This window comes from Priestia flexa NBRC 15715 (assembly GCF_001591565.1).
In the GTDB taxonomy this organism is placed as follows: domain Bacteria; phylum Bacillota; class Bacilli; order Bacillales; family Bacillaceae_H; genus Priestia; species Priestia flexa.
Genome location: NZ_BCVD01000028.1, coordinates 16,798 through 35,333 on the forward strand (window position 1 = coordinate 16,798; position 18,536 = coordinate 35,333).

At 36.1% G+C, this 18,536-nt stretch carries 19 protein-coding genes and 2 pseudogenes; 13 read left to right on the top strand and 8 right to left on the bottom strand.

The window, feature by feature from the left end:
* The first annotated feature begins 108 nt into the window (after nt 1-108).
* A complete protein-coding gene (locus BFL01S_RS07010; protein ID WP_025909966.1) occupies nt 109-474 on the top strand; it encodes a DUF7674 family protein in 366 nt (121 codons plus the stop codon).
* 38 nt (nt 475-512) lie between these two features.
* Here BFL01S_RS07010 and BFL01S_RS07015 read toward each other — a convergent pair whose 3' ends face one another.
* Nucleotides 513-803, bottom strand: a complete 291-nt coding sequence (locus tag BFL01S_RS07015) for a DUF3817 domain-containing protein (protein WP_025909967.1) — start codon at nt 801-803, stop codon at nt 513-515.
* A gap of 270 nt (nt 804-1,073) precedes the next feature.
* On the opposite strand from BFL01S_RS07015, the gene BFL01S_RS07020 reads away from it, so the two are divergent.
* Together BFL01S_RS07020 and BFL01S_RS07025 are read left to right on the top strand one after the other, a co-directional pair.
* Nucleotides 1,074-1,634: a TetR/AcrR family transcriptional regulator gene (locus BFL01S_RS07020; protein ID WP_061785284.1), complete on the top strand. Its 561-nt coding sequence runs from the start codon at nt 1,074-1,076 to the stop codon at nt 1,632-1,634.
* A gap of 83 nt (nt 1,635-1,717) precedes the next feature.
* Nucleotides 1,718-4,756: an efflux RND transporter permease subunit gene (locus BFL01S_RS07025; RefSeq protein ID WP_061785285.1), complete on the top strand. Its 3,039-nt coding sequence runs from the start codon at nt 1,718-1,720 to the stop codon at nt 4,754-4,756.
* A 608-nt stretch (nt 4,757-5,364) separates the two neighbouring features.
* Here the strand turns inward: BFL01S_RS07025 and BFL01S_RS07030 are convergent.
* Nucleotides 5,365-6,408 (bottom strand): annotated as a pseudogene (locus BFL01S_RS07030) (alkene reductase); the annotation flags it as partial.
* A 156-nt stretch (nt 6,409-6,564) separates the two neighbouring features.
* Nucleotides 6,565-6,822 (bottom strand): GlsB/YeaQ/YmgE family stress response membrane protein, encoded by a 258-nt coding sequence (locus BFL01S_RS07035; protein WP_061785287.1) that lies wholly within the window; start codon nt 6,820-6,822, stop codon nt 6,565-6,567.
* Between the two features lie 359 nt (nt 6,823-7,181).
* On the opposite strand from BFL01S_RS07035, the gene BFL01S_RS07040 reads away from it, so the two are divergent.
* From BFL01S_RS07040 to BFL01S_RS07050, 3 genes are all read left to right on the top strand, one after another.
* Nucleotides 7,182-7,847, top strand: a complete 666-nt coding sequence (locus tag BFL01S_RS07040; RefSeq protein WP_061785288.1) for a cobalamin B12-binding domain-containing protein — start codon at nt 7,182-7,184, stop codon at nt 7,845-7,847.
* Nucleotides 7,834-8,064 (top strand): hypothetical protein, encoded by a 231-nt coding sequence (locus BFL01S_RS07045; RefSeq protein ID WP_061785289.1) that lies wholly within the window; start codon nt 7,834-7,836, stop codon nt 8,062-8,064. Before BFL01S_RS07040 ends, BFL01S_RS07045 begins: the two co-directional genes overlap by 14 nt.
* A 64-nt stretch (nt 8,065-8,128) precedes the next feature.
* On the top strand, nt 8,129-8,467 hold the full coding sequence (locus BFL01S_RS07050; protein ID WP_061785290.1) for a hypothetical protein: 339 nt from the start codon (nt 8,129-8,131) through the stop codon (nt 8,465-8,467).
* A gap of 522 nt (nt 8,468-8,989) precedes the next feature.
* Here BFL01S_RS07050 and BFL01S_RS07055 read toward each other — a convergent pair.
* Nucleotides 8,990-9,925 carry a LysR family transcriptional regulator gene (locus BFL01S_RS07055; RefSeq protein ID WP_061785291.1) on the bottom strand — a complete coding sequence of 312 codons (936 nt, stop codon included), beginning with the start codon at nt 9,923-9,925 and terminating at the stop codon, nt 8,990-8,992.
* A gap of 369 nt (nt 9,926-10,294) precedes the next feature.
* Between BFL01S_RS07055 and BFL01S_RS07060 the strand changes: the two genes are divergently transcribed.
* Nucleotides 10,295-11,398, top strand: a complete 1,104-nt coding sequence (locus tag BFL01S_RS07060; RefSeq protein WP_025909974.1) for a citrate synthase/methylcitrate synthase — start codon at nt 10,295-10,297, stop codon at nt 11,396-11,398.
* A gap of 54 nt (nt 11,399-11,452) precedes the next feature.
* Here the strand turns inward: BFL01S_RS07060 and BFL01S_RS07065 are convergent.
* A pseudogene (locus BFL01S_RS07065) lies at nt 11,453-12,502 on the bottom strand (YeiH family protein).
* A gap of 59 nt (nt 12,503-12,561) precedes the next feature.
* On the opposite strand from BFL01S_RS07065, the gene BFL01S_RS07070 reads away from it, so the two are divergent.
* From BFL01S_RS07070 to BFL01S_RS07080, 3 genes are all read left to right on the top strand, one after another.
* Nucleotides 12,562-12,774 (top strand): DUF3231 family protein, encoded by a 213-nt coding sequence (locus tag BFL01S_RS07070; RefSeq protein WP_025909976.1) that lies wholly within the window; start codon nt 12,562-12,564, stop codon nt 12,772-12,774.
* 91 nt (nt 12,775-12,865) lie between these two features.
* Complete coding sequence (locus BFL01S_RS07075) at nt 12,866-13,066, top strand: hypothetical protein (RefSeq protein ID WP_061785292.1); 201 nt, start codon at nt 12,866-12,868, stop codon at nt 13,064-13,066.
* A 13-nt stretch (nt 13,067-13,079) separates the two neighbouring features.
* Nucleotides 13,080-13,829 (top strand): arylamine N-acetyltransferase family protein, encoded by a 750-nt coding sequence (locus BFL01S_RS07080; RefSeq protein WP_061785293.1) that lies wholly within the window; start codon nt 13,080-13,082, stop codon nt 13,827-13,829.
* Nucleotides 13,830-13,899: 70 nt separating this feature from the next.
* Here the strand turns inward: BFL01S_RS07080 and BFL01S_RS07085 are convergent, their stop codons facing one another.
* A complete protein-coding gene (locus BFL01S_RS07085) occupies nt 13,900-14,388 on the bottom strand; it encodes a DUF4306 domain-containing protein (protein ID WP_061785294.1) in 489 nt (162 codons plus the stop codon).
* 189 nt (nt 14,389-14,577) lie between these two features.
* Between BFL01S_RS07085 and BFL01S_RS07090 the strand changes: the two genes are divergently transcribed.
* Nucleotides 14,578-15,462: a diacylglycerol/lipid kinase family protein gene (locus BFL01S_RS07090; RefSeq protein ID WP_061785295.1), complete on the top strand. Its 885-nt coding sequence runs from the start codon at nt 14,578-14,580 to the stop codon at nt 15,460-15,462.
* 26 nt (nt 15,463-15,488) lie between these two features.
* Here BFL01S_RS07090 and BFL01S_RS07095 read toward each other — a convergent pair whose 3' ends face one another.
* Nucleotides 15,489-16,070: a YitT family protein gene (locus tag BFL01S_RS07095; protein ID WP_235859205.1), complete on the bottom strand. Its 582-nt coding sequence runs from the start codon at nt 16,068-16,070 to the stop codon at nt 15,489-15,491.
* A 184-nt stretch (nt 16,071-16,254) separates the two neighbouring features.
* Between BFL01S_RS07095 and BFL01S_RS07100 the strand changes: the two genes are divergently transcribed.
* Nucleotides 16,255-16,698, top strand: a complete 444-nt coding sequence (locus BFL01S_RS07100) for a GNAT family N-acetyltransferase (protein ID WP_025909982.1) — start codon at nt 16,255-16,257, stop codon at nt 16,696-16,698.
* A gap of 223 nt (nt 16,699-16,921) precedes the next feature.
* Here the strand turns inward: BFL01S_RS07100 and BFL01S_RS07105 are convergent, their stop codons facing one another.
* Nucleotides 16,922-17,293 (bottom strand): protein kinase family protein, encoded by a 372-nt coding sequence (locus BFL01S_RS07105; protein ID WP_061785297.1) that lies wholly within the window; start codon nt 17,291-17,293, stop codon nt 16,922-16,924.
* 187 nt (nt 17,294-17,480) lie between these two features.
* Between BFL01S_RS07105 and cobT the strand changes: the two genes are divergently transcribed.
* Complete coding sequence (gene cobT, locus BFL01S_RS07110) at nt 17,481-18,518, top strand: nicotinate-nucleotide--dimethylbenzimidazole phosphoribosyltransferase (protein WP_025909984.1); 1,038 nt, start codon at nt 17,481-17,483, stop codon at nt 18,516-18,518.
* Nucleotides 18,519-18,536: the final 18 nt, after the last annotated feature.

Below are 18,536 nucleotides of genomic sequence, written 5' to 3' on the forward strand. Positions count from 1 at the left end.
TGATGAATTACAAACAGTATGATTCAATCTTCACGTTTAAGTATAATAACAATGGGTAAATAAGAAGTATATTACTATATTTAGATTACAAATAAGGTAGGGAAACATATGATTACAAAGGGCGAAGTTATTCCATTGTTAACTGATGCAAGTCCATCATTTCAATATGATGAAGAGGTGAATACAACAACAATAGAAGGTTTGCAGCAAGAGCTCAAGCGCTTTGCTTCTCACTTAATTTCATTAGAATTTAATAATCAATTAGCCCATGAATCTGAGATATTTGAAACCATTGAACGATTATATACAGAAGGTGAAGCTGAAGTAAAAGAAAGCATAACGATAGGCTTGTTTGAGACTATGTATGAAATGCTTTCTGAACAACACATAACATCTGAAGAAATAGGAAGGCTTTTAAAACCACATTCCTTTAAATGGTGGAAAACCATTGAACAGTTTAACAAGCTTTCCTAATAATAAATAAATCACGCCAGTTTCTTGGCGTGATTTATTTATTGCTCATGTTTTAATTGCTTGTCTAAATAGAACGTTCCAAAAGGAATAAAAGATAAAATAAACGCATAGATGCCCCATAAAATTGTTTTTCTATGCTCAAATTTTACGTGCACAGCAGCAAGTATGTATAATACGAACAGAGCACCATGGGCAGCTCCAACGACGGATACAACCTCAGGAATACCAGCTAAATATTTTAAAGGCATAGCAATGAATAGTAAAAGTAGATATGAAATGCCTTCTACAATACTTAACAAACGTAAGCGGCCAATCGATGATCTTAACATCTTGGTTCATCCTCCAAATGTATGATTTTTTTAACTGTCGTGAAAAATGTACCATGTAGATGCAACCGTTACAAGCATCAATGGTCGCTGTCACAAAAGATTCAAAAGATAATTAAAAAAGAGCACACTATGAGTTGACAAGGTATAACGTTATCTTTTATGAGTATATATAGTAAATGATGAAACTGTACATTCATTTATTTACGTTCAGTCTCGATACGTTAATCCTGTTTTACACGTGTAATAAGAGGCAGGAAAGGGTTTGGAAATATGACAAAAGGAATAGAACAAAAGGAAAATATCCTTGATGCAGCGTTTGTTGTATTTGGAGCAAATGGTTATCATGATGCTAAAATGATTGATATTGCTAAAAAAGCGGGTGTGTCGAAAGGGACACTTTACCTTTACTTTCCTTCAAAAGAAAGCTTATATATTGCGGTTAATGATCGCTCTTTTCTTTACTTCATTGCTAACGCAAAGCGAGAAACCGATCGCTGTGAAACATTTAGGCAAAAGCTTTATTCAATTGCAAGACATCACCTGTACTTTTTTTATAACACAAGAAAGTACCCAGATTCGTTTTGGCAAGCTCCCCATCAAATGCCTGGAATGATGGAGCGTTTGCATCGTTTTTTTGATGATTATCATTCCCTAGTATCAGACTTGATGAAAGAAGAGGGACTTGAAGATACAGCTTTACATTCAAAAGCGTTTTGTAGCATGCTAAATGGGTATAGAATAGATATTGTATCTAACAAAAATGTGTCAGAAAAAGAAATTGAACGTTATGCAACGTTTACAGTTGACCTTTTCCTAGAAGGTTGCTACTGATTTCTTTTTTTTAAAACTGACCCGCTGGTACTCACTACATTACACATGTAAAATACGACTAATAAAATATACGGGGGCTATTTATGAATTTCTTGACAAAGTTTAGCTTAAAGAATGCAGTAGCAGTATTCATTTTATCGTTTCTGCTTATCGTAGCTGGATTATTCTCATTTTCAAGGTTGAAAATTGACTTATTACCTAATATTGAATTTCCACAGCTATCGATTGAAGCTGTATACCCTGGGGCTTCTCCTAGTGATGTAAACGAACAAGTAACATCGAAGTTAGAAGAGCAGTTAAAAGGTCTTGAAGGCGTTAAAAGCGTTCAAAGTGTTTCTTACGAGAACGTGGGGATTATTAATTTAGAATTTCCGTTCAATACGGATTTAGATGAAGTTGAACAACAAATTGACACTATAACAAAAGATTTAGATTTACCAGAATCATCGACGGTTGATGTGAACCGCTTTTCATTTGGTACTTTCCCGATTATGAACATTTCTTTATTTGCTGAAGGTGATGCAGAAGTTGAAAAGCTTTTAGACAGCGAAATTATCCCAGAATTAAATAAAATTGAAGGGATTAACTCTGTATCTGTTGGTGGCGTAAAGGATGATCTTTTACAAATTACGTTGGATAAAGAAAAAGCAGTGGCAGCTGGTCTGACGCTTGAACAAATCAAAGAGCAAATTAACCAAAAGTCCGTATCGTTTCCAGCAGGAACTGTAAACGGTGAAGAACTCCAAATTCCTGTTCGAGTTGAAGAGAAACTAGATACAATTGATGCATTAAAAGAAGTTGAGCTAAAATCTACAGTTAATCCCGAAGCTCCACCAGTTTCACTTGGTGATATTGCAACGATTGAAGAAGTGAGTGAGCAAGGAGAACACACGCGCTATAATCAACAAGAGGCGCTAACAATGGCTATTACAAAGAAACAGGATGCAAATACGGTTCAAGTTGCCAATGATGCATTAGAAGTGTTGAAAAAATATGATGATGATATTAACTATGCTATTGGATTTGATTCAGCAGAAGGAATTGAAAAGTCAGTTGAAACGTTAGTAAAAGAAGGATTGCTTGGGGCGTTGTTCGCTTCAATTGCAGTACTAATCTTCCTGCGCAACTTCCGTGCTACCATTATTTCAATTATCTCGATTCCACTTTCACTTCTTGTCTCAGCTATTTTCTTAAATGGACTGGATATTTCATTAAATATCATGACACTAGGTGGAATGGCAGTAGCAGTTGGGCGCGTTGTGGATGATAGTATCGTAGTTATTGAAAATATCTTTAGACGTGTTCGAAAATCAGAAGAAGGCATTTCTGATGAATTAGTTGAATCTTCAACAAAAGAGATATTAAAAGCCATTACATCATCGACTATTACAACTGTTGTTGTATTTTTACCAATCGGTTTTGTCGGTGGAATTACTGGTGAGTTCTTCTTACCATTTGCTCTAACAGTAGTATTTTCATTATTAGCATCTCTTCTTGTTGCGGTTACAATCGTCCCGATTTTAGCAAAATTTGCGTTTAAGAAGGTACCAGCAGAAGAGAAAGAGGGTAAAATTCAGCGTGGATATGCAAAAGCGATTGCATGGTCACTAAACCATAAGATTAAAATTTTAATTCTATCTTTCTTACTATTATTTGGTTCATTTGCTCTTGTTCCATCGCTTGGCTTCACATTCATTCCAAACGAAGAACAAAGGCTTTTACAGGCAAATGTTCAGCTACCTTCGTCTACTTCTTTAGAACGTACAAATGAAGTGTCGTTAAAAGTGGAGGAGCTATTTGCAAACGAAGATGAAGTAAAAGAGGTAACAACAGAAGTCGGTTCACGCGACTTTGCAACTGGCGTAAAGCGACCAAATCAGATCGGTTATTTCTTAAATCTGAAAGATGGCGTAGATGTAGATGCGTATATTGATGAACTTCAAAGTAAGATGGAAGAAATTGTAGGAGAAGAGTCTCCAAAAGCAACACTAAGCGTATCTGAAGCTTCAACAGGTGGACCACCAACTAATAACAACGTAACGGTAGATTTATTCTCATCTGACTTAGATGACTTACAAACGGCGGCAAAAGAAGTAGAAAATTATTTAAATACGTATGATAACTTAAAGTACGTAAAAAATAATTTCTCTGATAAACAAAAGCAGCTTGTGGTTGAAGTCAATCAAGATAAAGCATCTGAGTATGGTGTATCTGGATTCCAGCTTGTGGGAACCATTACCGATCAAACAAAACCTGTATCAGTAGGTGACCTAACGTTAGATGGAACAAATCGTGCAGTTCAGCTTTCTTATGATGAAGATATTAGTTCAACAAAAGCAATTGAAGATCTGCAAATCTTTACACAAAGAGGACCAGTAGCAGTAAAAGATATTGCTAATGTAAGCGAAATTGATACATTTACATCCATTCAAAAATTAGATGGAAAAGTGTTTGCTCGCGTTGAAGCGGATATTAAAGACGAAAATATTCAAAAAGTGACGCAAGACGTAGTAGAGGGTGTAGAGAAGCTTAATTTACCAAAAGGGGTAAGTCTTGAAGGTGGAGGCGGTAGTGATGAAACCGTAGAAATCTTCCAATCTTTAGGATTGGCTATTTTAACAGCCATTGGTCTTGTTTACTTGACGATGCTCATTACGTTTGGTAAAGCTCGTATACCATTTATTATTTTATCGTCGTTAATCTTTGTTCCAATTGGTTCACTAATTGGCTTAGTGATCGCAAAAGAGCCTCTATCTGTTAGCGTAATGATTGGTTTCCTAATGTTAATTGGAATTGTAACGACAAACGCTATTGTATTAGTAGACCGAATTACCCAAAATAGAGAACAAAAAGGTATGACAATTCGCGAATCGCTTATTGAAGCTGGTAAAACGCGCTTACGTCCAATCCTAATGACAGCCTTTGCAACAATTGCAGCGCTGATCCCGCTTGCTTTGACAACATCAAGTGGAACATTGATCTCTAAAGGTCTAGCAATAACGGTTATTGGTGGTCTAACATCTTCTACTTTATTAACCTTAATTATCATTCCAGTTGTATATGAATTATTCTTTGCTAAGCAGGTTCGTAAAGAAAGAGAACTGGGAAAAGGTGCGAAATAAGAACTATTTTCTATAAGAGGAAAATACGACCATTAATTATATGCTATAATAAAGGTACGTTTTATTTAACCCCTTATATTATATAGATGAAGCCAGGACCCTTTAAGCCGAGGGGGATCTCTGGCTTCGTTTTTTTATTGCTTTTTGTTAGAGATGGTTTACACTTAAAAAGTATCCATGAAGAAATACAGTATTGATATGCGAGGTGAAGGGGAATGGGCACTGATGACCCCAATTTGTACAGAGCTATAAATAGAGGCAACATAAGGTGTTCCATGTCTCTTTTCACACGTAACGAAAAGTTACTTTTGATGCCTCACTTTTAAAATGAGGTGAATGAATATGATTAAAGCATATCTTTATTATTGAAGCTCACGCTTTGAATCTTGCTCTTTTTCAGCGCTGTTATTTTTTACTTCAAACTCTTTAGGAGAGCTAGTAAATAACCCTGTAAATAGCAAGATGGGAAATACTACTGCTAAAAAGGTGCTTATAGCTCTAAAATCTTATAGTAGAGTCATTCAATATGTTTTTCAACAACAAGAGAGAATAGAAAAGGGAGGAGTCTAACAAAAAAAGAGCGGCTATAGGCCGCTCTTTTACGATTATTAAATTAGTTTTGGTAAGTGTGTCGCAGCATCGTACTCTACAAGAGGCTCACCTTGTTGAATACGATGTAAATAGTCAGGGTTTGAAATAAGTGGGCGTCCAATAGCGGCTACGTCAATCCAGCCAGCTTCTAGAGCACGTTCTGCAGATTCTGGTGTTAAATCACCAACTCCGATAATAGGGCCGCTCCAGTAGTTTCGAACAATTTCATAAAGGTTCTTACCGTCTTTTACATCTTCGTAAAAGTTAAGCATTGAAGGGTGAATTATTTTCACGCCAACTTCTTTAAATGCTTCAACATAGGTTTGAATTGCTTTTTCAGCATCATCCCATCTGTATTCAGGCGCATCGACCTTATGCGGAGAAAAACGAATTATAACACGTTCTGCACCAATTGCATTAATCACGGCAGAAATGACTTCTTTCATGAATGTTAATCGTTGTTTTAAATCTCCACCGTATTCATCTGTGCGCTTGTTTGAAAACTCAGAGTTAAACTGATCAATTAAGTAGCCGTGTGCACCGTGAATTTCAACACCGTCAAATCCAGCTTCAAGGGCATTTTTAGCAACTTGAGCATATTGAGCAACAACTTCTTTAATATCTGCTTTTGTCATTTCTTCTGGTATTTCATAAGGTTTACGGAAGCGAGGAACTTGACCAGCTGCAGCGATGGCAGAAGGAGCTTGAGGCTGTTGGCCTTTAATTAATTCATGGTGACTTAAACGCCCTACATGCCAAATTTGCGCAATAATTGTACCGCCTTCGTCGTGAACGGCATTGGTTACTTCTTTCCAAGCTTCAATTTGCTCTTGCGTATAGATTCCTGGAACACCTGGATTTCCTTTTGCGCGATCACTAATGACAACACCTTCTGAGATAATGAGGCCGATGCCGTCTTTAGCGCGACGACGATAGTACTCAGCAATTTCTGTATTTACAACACCTGTTTCATCATCTGCAAAGCAACGTGTCATTGGAGCCATTGCAGTTTTTGTTTTCAATTGTAGACCTTCTAATTGTGTTTGTTCAAATAGCTTAGAATAGCGAGTCATTATTCGTTCATCTCCTTCAAAACCAGTCTTTGTATGCAGTCCTTTTAAGTAAGGATAGACTCAGTGTAACAAGAAGGGTATTTTTGATTCAAATATTTTGACTCACGAAAAAAACGCTGCTTTACAAAGCAGCGTTTTTCAATGTTAAGCGTGGTTTCTACGCATTTTTCTCATAACGAAACTTACGATTAATACTAAAATGATTGAACCAATAATGGCAGGTACAATGGCGAATCCGCCCATCTCAGGACCCCAGTTTCCAAAAATAAGTCCACCTAACCAAGCTCCGATAAAACCAGCGATAATGTTACCGATAATCCCTCCTGGGACACCTTTTCCAGTAATGATACCAGCTAACCAACCAATAAGTCCACCTACAATAAGCATCCAAATAAATGACATAATAACAACCTCCTGATAGTGTATTTGAATCTTATATCTTTTTGATACCCGCGAATGAACCAAGTTATGCATGTTTTGACCAAAAATAAAAGATAGTGTGAAATTAATCAAAATAAAGAGTAAATTGAAGGAAACAGGGAATATAGATAAGTTAAGGTAAATAAATAGGGAGGTTTATACTATTTGTCCATAAATACACTAGTTTCAGTTGTTGGCCTTATATTTATATGATAAGGTTGAATAAAATTAAAACTTTTAAATAGAAAGATACAACCTTTAGCGAGAAAGTTCTTTAGGCTTTCTCGCTTTCTTATTTTAATTGGTAAAAAGTGATAAATGATGGACTGAGGTGAGAAACATTGAAATCTCAAACCTTGAGGTTAGTTAATCAGTTACTTTCAGGAAATCAAGATAGTGCGTGGGATATAGTAGAAGAAGCTTTACAAAAAGGAGCAAGTAGCTTAGATATTTATGAAAGTCTTTTGACGCCTGCTATGTACTATATTGGCACGCTTTGGGAAAAGAATATCGTTACGGTTGCAGACGAGCATGTAGCGACTACAACCTGTGATTATGTATTAACACGCTATGGATTTTATAAAGAAATGACAAGTGAAAGCAAAAAAGAGTACGGAAAAGTGATGTTGTTTTGTTTAGAAGAAGAACAGCATTTTATTGGATTAAAGATGGTCTCGCTTCTATTTGAAGAACATGGATTCGATACGCGGTTTTTAGGAGCAGACTTGCCAAAGGAAGCAGCGGAGGTTATGGCAAAGGACTGGCAGCCTGATATCGTAGCATTATCCGCTAGCATTTCGTATCATTTAGATCCGCTTCCGCAATATATAAATATGTTAGAAGATTTAAACCCAAAACCAATTACTTTAGTTGGTGGAAGACTCATTGCGACAAATCACGTTGCAAGTACTATACTTGAAAAAGCAAAACAAATGCCAAGTTTAAACGAACTAAATGAATGGTTATTACGTTATAAAAAAGGGATGGACATACATGTCGATGCTTAAAAGTGCTCCTGTGCCATATTTTACTGTGGACCGAAATTTTAAAATTTTAAATTGCTCCAAGCTAGCGATGACCACTTTTGCGCCGGTCGATAACTTCTTAGATGTTGTTGATACGTTCAGCAAAGAAAAAGCCAAAAAATATTTAAGAACAGAGTATATCGTAAAAGACGACTGGGTAAAAAAGCTGTGCGACTGCACAGCTTTTTTTGTTCTTTAAAATATTCCGCTGATTTTTAAATAGGGGAATGTGCATAATAAAGATAGAGTAGGAAGGTGGAAAAATGGAGCATAAAGAACATAGCGGTTTACATAAACATGAGCATAGCCTAGCATGTGGACATACGAAAATTATGCATGATGGTCATATTGATTATGTTCATAACGGTCACCTACACCATAAACATAATGACCATTGGGACGAGTGTGTAATTCCGGTAAATGAAACCAACCGTGATGCATGTCAGCTAATAGAGTGTGGATGTAATTATGAAGAGGATTGTGGCCATGAGATGGTACCCCATGGAGATCATATGGACTATTTAGTAAATGGAAGGCTACATCATGTGCATGATGGTCACTGTGACGACCATGGACCAGTAGAAGTCATCACTAATCATTGAATAGACGGAAAATTTTAAAAATGTAAGCGCATACTATTTACAATTTAGGTATCAATTGCTATTATTGTCTTACAGGATACTTGTTCGAATTATCTTGTAAGACAATATACTAAGTCGATTTTCAAAGGAGGAAAAGTTATGATAATGGAAGAATGGTTCGCACTTTTCGCACTTGCAGGAGTATGCATGGTCCTTGTTAATCGCATGTTGCACAAAATTTATAAAGAAACAAGTACAGACGATTCCTAACATCTTCTCTTACATTGAAGGTGTTTTTTTATGGTCTTATATAAGAATGTGTTTATATAAAAGAACTGGAAAATAAGTATTTAAGTCAACAAGATATCCGAACCGTCGAAAGTTAACTTCTTTTGATAGTTCGGATATCTTTTGTTGGTTTCGAACTTATTCTTATAACTTAACTATTGTAGAAACGTGATGAATCATCTTTGAGAAGAAATCATGACGTTTTGTTCTATACCATTTTTTTATTTAACGTAAACCATTCTTATTTCTAATAAATTACGGAGTAGGAAAATTTTGAGCTTCTTCTTTTTTCATCATATGGGACGGTAGGATAATTTCTTCATCTACTAAGAAGCTAAGAAGCTCTCGCGTAGCAAATGACATATAGCGTTCTTTCTTTAAAATAATACCTAACTCCCACATCGGTGTTGGAGAAGAAATGGGAATGCTACGTATTAAAGGATTATTAATCTTCGGATAAACCGATTTTGGCAAAATAGCAATCCCGAGTTCAGAAGCTACGAGTTCAATGATAAGATCCCACTGTGAGCTTTCATAGGCAATTTTCGGCTGGAAGCCAGCTTCAATACATTCATGAATAATACGGTCGTGAAGCGAGAAATCTTTGCTAAATAAGATGAAAGGTTCTTCTTTTAATTCCGATAGAGATACGATCTGCTTTTGAGCAAGTGGATGTTTATGGTGAATATATAAGTTAAACTCTTCTTGTACAAATGGATAAATATGAAACATTGGGTTTTGGACTGGAAGTACAATAATCCCAAGGTCTACCTGTTCAGACTCAACAAGTTCAACAATACGCTTAGCGCCTAATTCCACGAGCTCTAGTGTTACTTGTGGATGCTTTTTAGTAAATTTTTTTGCAATCATTGGAAAAACAATGGTACCAATTAAAGGTGGTATGCCGATTTTAATTTCACCAGTTGGTAAGTGTCTAAGATCATCTAATAGAGCATGAAGCTCATGTAATGTTGAAACTAATTTTTGGCTTTGATTATATACAACTTGACCTGCATCTGTAAGAGTCAGTTTGCGAGTCGAGCGATCAAATAAATCGACGCCCAACTCTTCTTCAAGCTTTTTCACAATTTTACTCAAAGCAGGTTGAGATAAATGAATAGCATATGCAGCCTTGGTAAAACTCTTTTGGTTCACAACTTCCATAAAGTGTTGCAGTTCACGAATGTCCATAAGCAAGCCCCTCACTAATATTCTTTGTTTTCATACTATTTATTCTATTTATCTATTTTACTTATGTTTCAATAAAATGTAAACTCTTACATAAGGAAACTGAATGATAATTCATCTTTTTTACAAGAATAACCCTTCTTATTTTGTATAAGAACACAATGTTGTAAGCGTTATCATTAATGGTTATACCCTCAGAAATACCGTTTTTAGAACCTTCAATTTACAGAAATAATAATAGTTGTTCCTCACACATCGCCATTGATTTGTTCTTACATATAAAGAAGAAGAATAAAATAGAAAGATGAAATTTATCAGACTACAAGAACACCTCATAAATAAAGAGAAAATAAAAAGGGGAGAGTGGTCATAATGACATATGTAAAAGGTTTAGAAGGAATTGTAGCGGCTGAAACAAAAGTTGGGCACGTTGATGGAGATAAAGGTCAGCTGATTTACCGTGGATACTGGGCGAAAGATTTAGCGATTAACTATACATTTGAAGAAGTAGCTTACTTGATTTGGAACGGACAGTTACCAAATCATGAACAGCTTAATGAATTTAAAGAAGAGATGAAAGCACATCGCGTATTACCAAAAAATATTGTAGCGCTAATGGATTGTTTACCGAGAGATACAGAAGTCATGAGTGCTCTTCGTACATGCATTTCAGCACTTGGCGATCCATCTTACAGTTGGCCGCCTACAAAAAATCAAGCGGTTGCATTAACGGCAATTGCGCCAACTATTATTGCTTATTGGTATCGTAAAATGAATGGTTTAGAAGTTGTTGAGCCGAATGAGAATCTAGATCACGTGGCTAACTATCTGTATATGATCACAGGAGAAGTACCGGATTCAAGCTTAGTTAAAGCATTGAGCGCATATTTTGTACTTACTATTGAGCATGGTATGAACGCATCAACGTTTTCTTCGCGCGTGGTAGCGTCAACTGAATCAGACATGGTCTCTGCGATTTGCGGAGCGATTGGTGCAATGAAAGGACCTTTACATGGAGGTGCTCCTTCTGGTGTTATTAGCATGTTCCAAGAAATTGGCTCTGCAGAAAACATTGAGCCTTGGGTGCGACAGAAGCTTGAGAACAAAGAGAAAATTATGGGATTTGGACATCGCGTGTACAGAACACATGATCCAAGAGCAGAAGCTTTAAAAGAGGTTTCAAAGCAAATATCAGATGATAACGAATGGTTTGATTTCATTGTAAAAATTGAAGATACAACCATTCGACTGTTAAATGAATATAAGCCAGGAAGAAAAATTTACACGAATGTAGAATATTTTGCTGCAGCTGTTATGAAAGCAGTGGAGCTTCCAGCAGATTTGTTCACACCCACTTTTACGGCAAGTCGACTGGTAGGATGGACTGCACACGTACTTGAGCAGTCAGAAGATAATCGTATTTATCGTCCGCAGTCATCTTATATCGGCTATACGCCAGTGGAACAAAAACAATAAACACTCGAATCAAAAAGAAGTGGATGTTGAAGGATTCGCTTCTTTTTTTGTGAATTAAATGATCACTAGGGTAATAGTTGATAGTAGCAACGAAGTAATGATAATTGCTAGTATTGGCCGAACAGATTTAGAGCATAGCGTTTTAATGTTAACGTTTAAACCTAAACCAACCATTGCCATTGTTAAAATGAACGTAGTTAAGACAGGGGTGCTACTCATTATTGTATTAGGAATGTGTATATATCTTCCCAAAATATAGCTGTTGAAAATGCTCATTAAAAGAAAACCCACTAAAAACCATGGGAATTTGATAGCTGTTGGTGTCCCTTGTTTTTCTTTCTTTTTCATAAGTAAAACAAACAAAAAGCTAATTGGAATTAACCATACGACTCTGCCCAGCTTGGCTATAATAGCAAGGGATAGAGATTCTTGGCCTGCAGGCATAGCAGCGAGGGTTACATGAGCAATTTCATGTAGACTCATGCCAGATCATATTCCGTAATCTTAAGAAGAAAGATGTAAAGCTGACTGAAGAAAAGGGTAGACAATGGAAAAAACACTTCCAATTAGCGCAATAATTCCGATGCTTATTGCGATGTCTTCTTCTTTTGATTTTATAATAGGAGAAATGGCTCCGATAGCGGCTGCTCCGCATATGCCTGTTCCTACATCAAGCAACAATAAAATGGCCAAGTCTGCTTTTAGCCATTTTCCAACCAGGACCATACACGTAATCGAAAAGATAATAACCAATGCATCTTTAAAAAAAATACCGATACCCACAGCAAATATTTGATCAATCTGAAGCTGAAGACCATACAAGATAATAGCTCCACGAAGTAGAGCTGTAGATGCAAATTTAATTCCTGGCTCAAGTTGAGTCGGGTACCCAATGTAATTTCGATAAATAATTGCAATTAAGAGTGCACAAGCAAGGGGGCCTATCATTTTAAAAATTGAGAGAGATGCAAGAAAATACCCTCCTAGCGCCACAGCAAAGGTAAAAGCAAGACCACCACTATATGCTAAACCACGTTCATTTTTAATACCATTATTCGTATTCATGTTTTTCAACTCCAATATGATTCGTACTTCTTTGAGCATAAAGGAGATTTAACTATTAGTGAAATACTGTTATTTTATTTTAATCATTAATATTTTTAATGATTTATCACACAGGCATTTCAAGTACAAATGGACTTTCTAATTATGGAACAGCCCTTTCAAAAGTTGCTCGCAAAGACATTACAATTGACTTCGGTCGACTATTGCTTGAAACAGTAAAGTTTGCGCTTGATGGTGTGAAAATCAGTATCAAAAAAGGCTGGCTTGAGCAGCCTCCGTTAGCTGTTAAACATGATTTTTTCTCGAAATAATTAGAGTATAATAATGTTCATCGGCGCTACAATGGTGTAAGATTATACCAGTGTAGTGCTTTTTTATGAACATAAATAAAGGAGCGTCGTTATGGAAAATGAAATGTTAAAGGTATTTGATGAAAACCATCAACCAATTGGACAAGCATCACGTGCAGAAGGATTCACATGCAAAGACGATATGAAATTGACCTTTAAAGGAGACATTACCTACAAAAAACTAGTTCCTCATGACCTTAGCTTTTATCAACAGGTGGCAGAACGTATTCAAAGGTATTTAAGTAGAAAATAAGGGAGGAGAAAAAATGGTTCATATTCAACAATTTTTACAACACATTCAAGCACATCTACAAACAGATCAAACATCATTATTAAAGCATATACATAAGCAATCTGTTCTAACAATTCCATTTGAAAATCTTGATATTCACTTAAATAAGCCTTTATCAATGAACCCAGAGCATGTGTTTGATAAAGTTGTACGAAACAAACGCGGCGGTCTATGCTTTGAAACAAACAGCTTATTGTACGCAATCTTAACACAGCTTGGATTTAAAGTAACGTTGATATCAGCGGCATTTTGGAATGAAACGCAAGAGAGCTGGAACAAAGACTGTACGCATCTAGCGCTATGCGTAGAGGTAGATGCGAAAAGTTACTTAGCCGATATAGGAATTGGAGGGGGCTTTTTTGAACCTTTACTAATTGAGGACCGGCATACATATAAGGACAATAATGGTGAATACCGAGTGTTAAACCGTCATGACGAATGGATTGTTCAAGAAAAAAATAGTGATTGGCAGGATCTTTTTAAATTTTCTCTTCAATCAAGAAAACTAGATGATTTTTATACTGCCTGCCGATATTATGAGCACGATCCAACTTCATTTTTTCGCCAAAAGAAGCTTTGTAGCGTAGCGACTGAAGATGGTAAAGTTTCATTATCATCTAATACATTAAAAATTACAAAAGGATTAGAGAAAGTGAAAACACCTATTATATCGGATGATCAGTTTAGGAAAGAGCTAAAAAAATATTTTCAAATTGTACTATAAAAAAGCACAAGGGTCAGTTACATACAAGTAAACCCTTGTGCTTTTAATTTATTTAATAATAGATAAATAATTATGATGATAAGAATGGAATCTTATGGTTTCTGATAAATTTTAAACCATAATAAAAGCTAAAAATCAGCACGAAAGAACCGGTGGTTAAGCACGTTTTCATGAGAGCTAGCCCTCCAATAGACGGACTTGCCGATAGTTTATAACCTAGCAAAAAAAGCAGAGTTGCTAGCATAAATAAACAAAAACTCATATATGAATAACGATTCTTAAAAGCAGCAACGAGAAGGAGAATAAGTAAGTACAAGCCGCTTATAAGCATCATTATAGGGAAAAATGGATAAAGTTTAGCTGCATAGATAAAATAGTCCACCTGTGAAATATCGTATCCAGAGGTAATAGGAGTAGTAGCAATCGAGGTATATTTTGCTGAATCTGTCCATTCAAACGAATCATCAGTCAAATTGGATCCCTCATACCATGTTGCTGCCGTTGATAAAAGAAATATGAAACAAGCTGCAAATAGCTGAGTCATATATTTAATTGACATAACGTGCTTCATCTCCTTCAAATAATGCCATACTCTAGGAAGATATTATATCAGCTTTTAGAAGAAGAATATTTTATTTTACAGAGTGTCATAAAACGTTCAAAATTCACATCAGAAAAAGTTCATGTTTCAACTTAATAAAAATAGGGGAACATTGACAAATAAACGTAATGTATAGGAGAGACAAACATGAAAGTAGCTGTTATCTTAAACTCAAACGCAGGTAATAAAAAATTAATTGAGTCGATTGAACTTATTTGTGATAGATTGAAAACAGCCTTTTCAGAGGTGAAGTTATACGAAACCGAGGCTCCAGGTCATGGAAGTGAAATTGTAAAAGAAATCGCTTCTGATGTGGATGTCATTATTGGAGCTGGGGGAGACGGAACCATCTATGAGCTTGTGAATGCCATTGCACCGCTTGAACAATGCCCCGTTTTCGCAATTCTTCCAGGAGGAACATGTAATGATTTCTCTCGTGCAATTGGCATGAATCAAAATCCATTGAAAGCAGTAGAGCAAATTATTGCACAAAAGAAAATTGCAGTTGATGTTGGCAAGCATAATCAACAATACTTTTTAAACTTCTGGGGAATCGGCCTTGTAGCAGACGTTTCTGAGAACATTTTAGAAGATGGGAAAGAAAAGTTTGGTAAGCTCTCATATTATATGAGTGTGGGGAGAACGATTAGCCAAGTAGAACCTTTTGAGGTAGAAGTTGATAGCGATGAAACGACTTATGAGGGTGAAGCAGTAATGGTTTTGATTGGCAACGGTCCTTTCCTTGGTGGAAACCGAGCTGTTTTAGGAAATTGTTCGTTTCAAGATGGGCTTTTAGATGTATATGTGGTCAAACAAATGGCTTTTGAGCCTCTCATCAAATGGCTTCAAACAGCGCCTGGAGAAGAGCAAATGGACCCAACAAGTCAGCTGTTACATTTTAAGACAAAACGAGTAACAATTGACGCTACTCCACAGAAGACTGTAGATTGTGATGGTGAAAAAGAAACAACTACGCCCGCAACAATTTCGGTTCTTCCCCATCATTTAGATATGTACGTTGGTAATATGTAAAGCGCCTGGATATGGCGCTTTTTTTATTATGGTATCCATTTCTTTGAAGTGAAAGTAATAATCATAAAGCTGCTCATCATGATGACAATCATTGAGTAGCAAAAAGCTGTAAAACCCACGATATGTAAGCCGATAAGCATAATTAAGCTGTCCAATAGAAAAATAACAAGACCAATATTAATCGGCCACTTTGCTGAAATAATTAAAGCGATAAGATCAAGACCATCTGAGCTAACTTCATATCGAAGCATTAAACCGATTCCCATACCAGTTAGCACGCCTCCAATTATGGAACTAAACAGTAAAGGTATTTCCATACTCCCACCAATAACGTTTAGCTTTTCTGTCATAAAAAAAGAAAAGAGTAACCCAATGCTGCCATAGAAAAAATGTTTGCGATGGTAAAAAAATGCGTAAATAAAAACAGGTATATTAACTAATAAAATGGATATGCCGATTGGCAAGCCAATCATGTAATAAATAACTAAGCCCAAGCCGATAAGTCCACCATCCAATAAATGATGGGGTGCAATAAACCCATTAAGTCCTAAGCCGATTAATAAACTACCACAAAAAATGACGATTGCTCGAGTAAAAATAGTCCTCACCCTATATAAAAAGTTATTCATTAATTGTCAAAAAGCTAGTACATTGATAATATATGGGAAGTTTGTCCAGCGTATGCCTTTCTTTCGAGAGATTATTAATCTAATAGGTTGTTCTGTGAAATATCCAATTTATGCTATAATAAATAGTTGAATTTTCATACAGTTTAACTAGAGGAGTGAGCATATGGTTGTTATTAGATGTGCAGTTGAAAAGGATGTTGAACGACTAGCAACACTGATGAAAGAATACATTGTTGATTTTTACCATCAGCCGGAACCGCCACGAAAAGAGATAGTTTCTCATCTTGAGTTATTATTAGCCGATTCATCAAAAGGAGTTCAATACGTAGCTGAAGAACAAAATCGCTTGCTTGGTTTTGCAACCATTTATGTAACCTTCAGTACATTAAAGCTAAAGAGAACAGCTATTTTAAACGATCTATACGTATTGCCAATGAATCGCGGAAATAAAGTAGGAGAAAAATTATTTCAAGCATGTGAAACATACGTAAAAGAAAATGATTTAGTGGGGTTATCCTGGGAAACAGCTGTTGATAATGAAGTTGCTCAGAATTTTTATGAGAAAATGGGCGGAGAAAAATCAAGATGGCTACACTATGAAAAGTAATCGTTTATTGCAATTTATAAACAAATTATGGTATAGTATGGAAATGCATAAAGTTGTACGTTAGTTGTTATGAAAGGAAAGGAGAAACTTACGAATTGAAGAGCAATCCAATTGTACATATGTGGAAACTGTTAACCGCGATTGGCGGGTTTCTCGTTGCTTTCTTTCTTTTTAAAGTTCGCAAAGGTAAATAACAGTTATGAGTGAAAAAGCACGATTTCGTTTAGGAAATCGTGCTTTTTTGATTTGAGGGAAACGGAATGCTAATTTTATCATGGATGGAATTCTTGTAAGAGTTGTAAGTAAAAGAATCTCCTGTGGATTGCTGTATCGACATGTACAGCAGATAGCTATCTTTTGTTTCCATATAATAACTGGCATCGTCCAGCTTAAGTGAATAAAAACAATAACTGAAGTTAAGCAGCGATTGTTTTTGAATACGGGTTTCAGAATGCTCTTTTACCCACTCATATAACTCAAAAACAGTGGCACAATCAGGGGATAACATAATCTTTGCTTTCTGTTGAATCTCATTAGCAGCGTTAGTAACTGAATCTTTAAGCTGTTTAACAAAAGAGGAGAGTTGTTCTTTCACATTTTTCTTCCTTTCACATTTAGCCTTTTCTATAAATTGTGTTGAAACAAGAGTTTATATACGTTAACTACTTATAAAAAGAGTGAAGTAGCCGCATTGTAACAAGTGGCATGTAAAAAATATAGCCAATCTAATTTAGTATTTGATAAAGTAAGGAATATAGAAAAAATAAGGAGTGTACAACAATTTGACAAGCATACAGATTCAACCTCTAGATGTTAAAGCTGCAGAAGCAGCAGCAAAGTATATAGACACGCTAACAAAGCCTCAAGGAAGTTTAGGAAGGTTAGAAGAGCTAGCAATTAATTTGGCTGGCATTACACAAGAGATTTTTCCAACCGTTACACCACCTGGAGTACTGGTATTTGCAGCAGATCATGGGGTTGTTGAAGAAGGGGTATCAGCTTTCCCAAAAAGCGTAACTGCTCAAATGGCGCTTAATTTCTTAGAAGGTGGCGCAGCTATTAACGTATTTAGTAAGCAAATTGGAGCTCAATTTCAACTTGTGGATATTGGAATTGCCACTACTGTTCAACACAGTGAACTTTCGTGCCGAAAAGTCAGAATGGGTACGCGCAATTTTTGCAATGAACATGCAATGACGAGAAATGAAGTTGAACAAGCGATTGAAATAGGTATAAATGAAGCAACAAGCCTAATTAACAAAGGAATAAAGTGCTTAATTGTTGGAGAAATGGGAATTGGCAATACTACTTCTAGCACAGCTCTACTAGCTGCTTTAACAAATCATAAAGTAGAAGAGCTAGTCGGCAGCGGTACAGGAATCACTTCTCAACAACTAAAGCATAAAATAGAAAGAATTGAGCAAGCATTAGCAGATAGACAATATGATGTAAAAGATCCGATTGACATTTTGTCAGCTTTTGGAGGACTTGAGATTGCAGGAATGGTTGGCGCAATGCTTGCAGCAGCTTCATACCGAATACCAATCATTGTGGACGGGTTTATTTGTACTACAGCGGCTGTGTTTGCTGTCCAAATGAATGAATTAGCTTCCGACTATATGTTTGCAAGCCATCAATCTGTTGAGCCAGGTCATCGATTCGCTCTGTCCATTTTAAAAAAAGAACCATTATTAAATTTACAGATGCGTCTTGGTGAAGGAAGTGGCGCAGCTATCGCGTTTCCACTTCTTCATTCAGCGTCTTTGATGATTAAAGAGATGGCTACATTTGCAGATGCAGGTGTTGCAAACAAAGAATAGTAAAAAGAGACTGAGACA

Bases quoted from the DNA above. Each gene is read 5' to 3' on its own strand.
- BFL01S_RS07010 (WP_025909966.1), top strand. From the start codon at position 109: ATGATTACAAAGGGCGAAGTTATTCCATTGTTAACTGATGCAAGTCCA.
- BFL01S_RS07015 (WP_025909967.1), bottom strand. From the start codon at position 803: ATGTTAAGATCATCGATTGGCCGCTTACGTTTGTTAAGTATTGTAGAA.
- BFL01S_RS07020 (WP_061785284.1), top strand. From the start codon at position 1,074: ATGACAAAAGGAATAGAACAAAAGGAAAATATCCTTGATGCAGCGTTT.
- BFL01S_RS07025 (WP_061785285.1), top strand. From the start codon at position 1,718: ATGAATTTCTTGACAAAGTTTAGCTTAAAGAATGCAGTAGCAGTATTC.
- BFL01S_RS07035 (WP_061785287.1), bottom strand. From the start codon at position 6,822: ATGTCATTTATTTGGATGCTTATTGTAGGTGGACTTATTGGTTGGTTA.
- BFL01S_RS07045 (WP_061785289.1), top strand. From the start codon at position 7,834: ATGTCGATGCTTAAAAGTGCTCCTGTGCCATATTTTACTGTGGACCGA.
- BFL01S_RS07050 (WP_061785290.1), top strand. From the start codon at position 8,129: ATGGAGCATAAAGAACATAGCGGTTTACATAAACATGAGCATAGCCTA.
- BFL01S_RS07055 (WP_061785291.1), bottom strand. From the start codon at position 9,925: ATGGACATTCGTGAACTGCAACACTTTATGGAAGTTGTGAACCAAAAG.
- BFL01S_RS07060 (WP_025909974.1), top strand. From the start codon at position 10,295: ATGACATATGTAAAAGGTTTAGAAGGAATTGTAGCGGCTGAAACAAAA.
- BFL01S_RS07070 (WP_025909976.1), top strand. From the start codon at position 12,562: ATGATTTATCACACAGGCATTTCAAGTACAAATGGACTTTCTAATTAT.
- BFL01S_RS07075 (WP_061785292.1), top strand. From the start codon at position 12,866: ATGGAAAATGAAATGTTAAAGGTATTTGATGAAAACCATCAACCAATT.
- BFL01S_RS07080 (WP_061785293.1), top strand. From the start codon at position 13,080: ATGGTTCATATTCAACAATTTTTACAACACATTCAAGCACATCTACAA.
- BFL01S_RS07085 (WP_061785294.1), bottom strand. From the start codon at position 14,388: ATGTCAATTAAATATATGACTCAGCTATTTGCAGCTTGTTTCATATTT.
- BFL01S_RS07090 (WP_061785295.1), top strand. From the start codon at position 14,578: ATGAAAGTAGCTGTTATCTTAAACTCAAACGCAGGTAATAAAAAATTA.
- BFL01S_RS07100 (WP_025909982.1), top strand. From the start codon at position 16,255: ATGGTTGTTATTAGATGTGCAGTTGAAAAGGATGTTGAACGACTAGCA.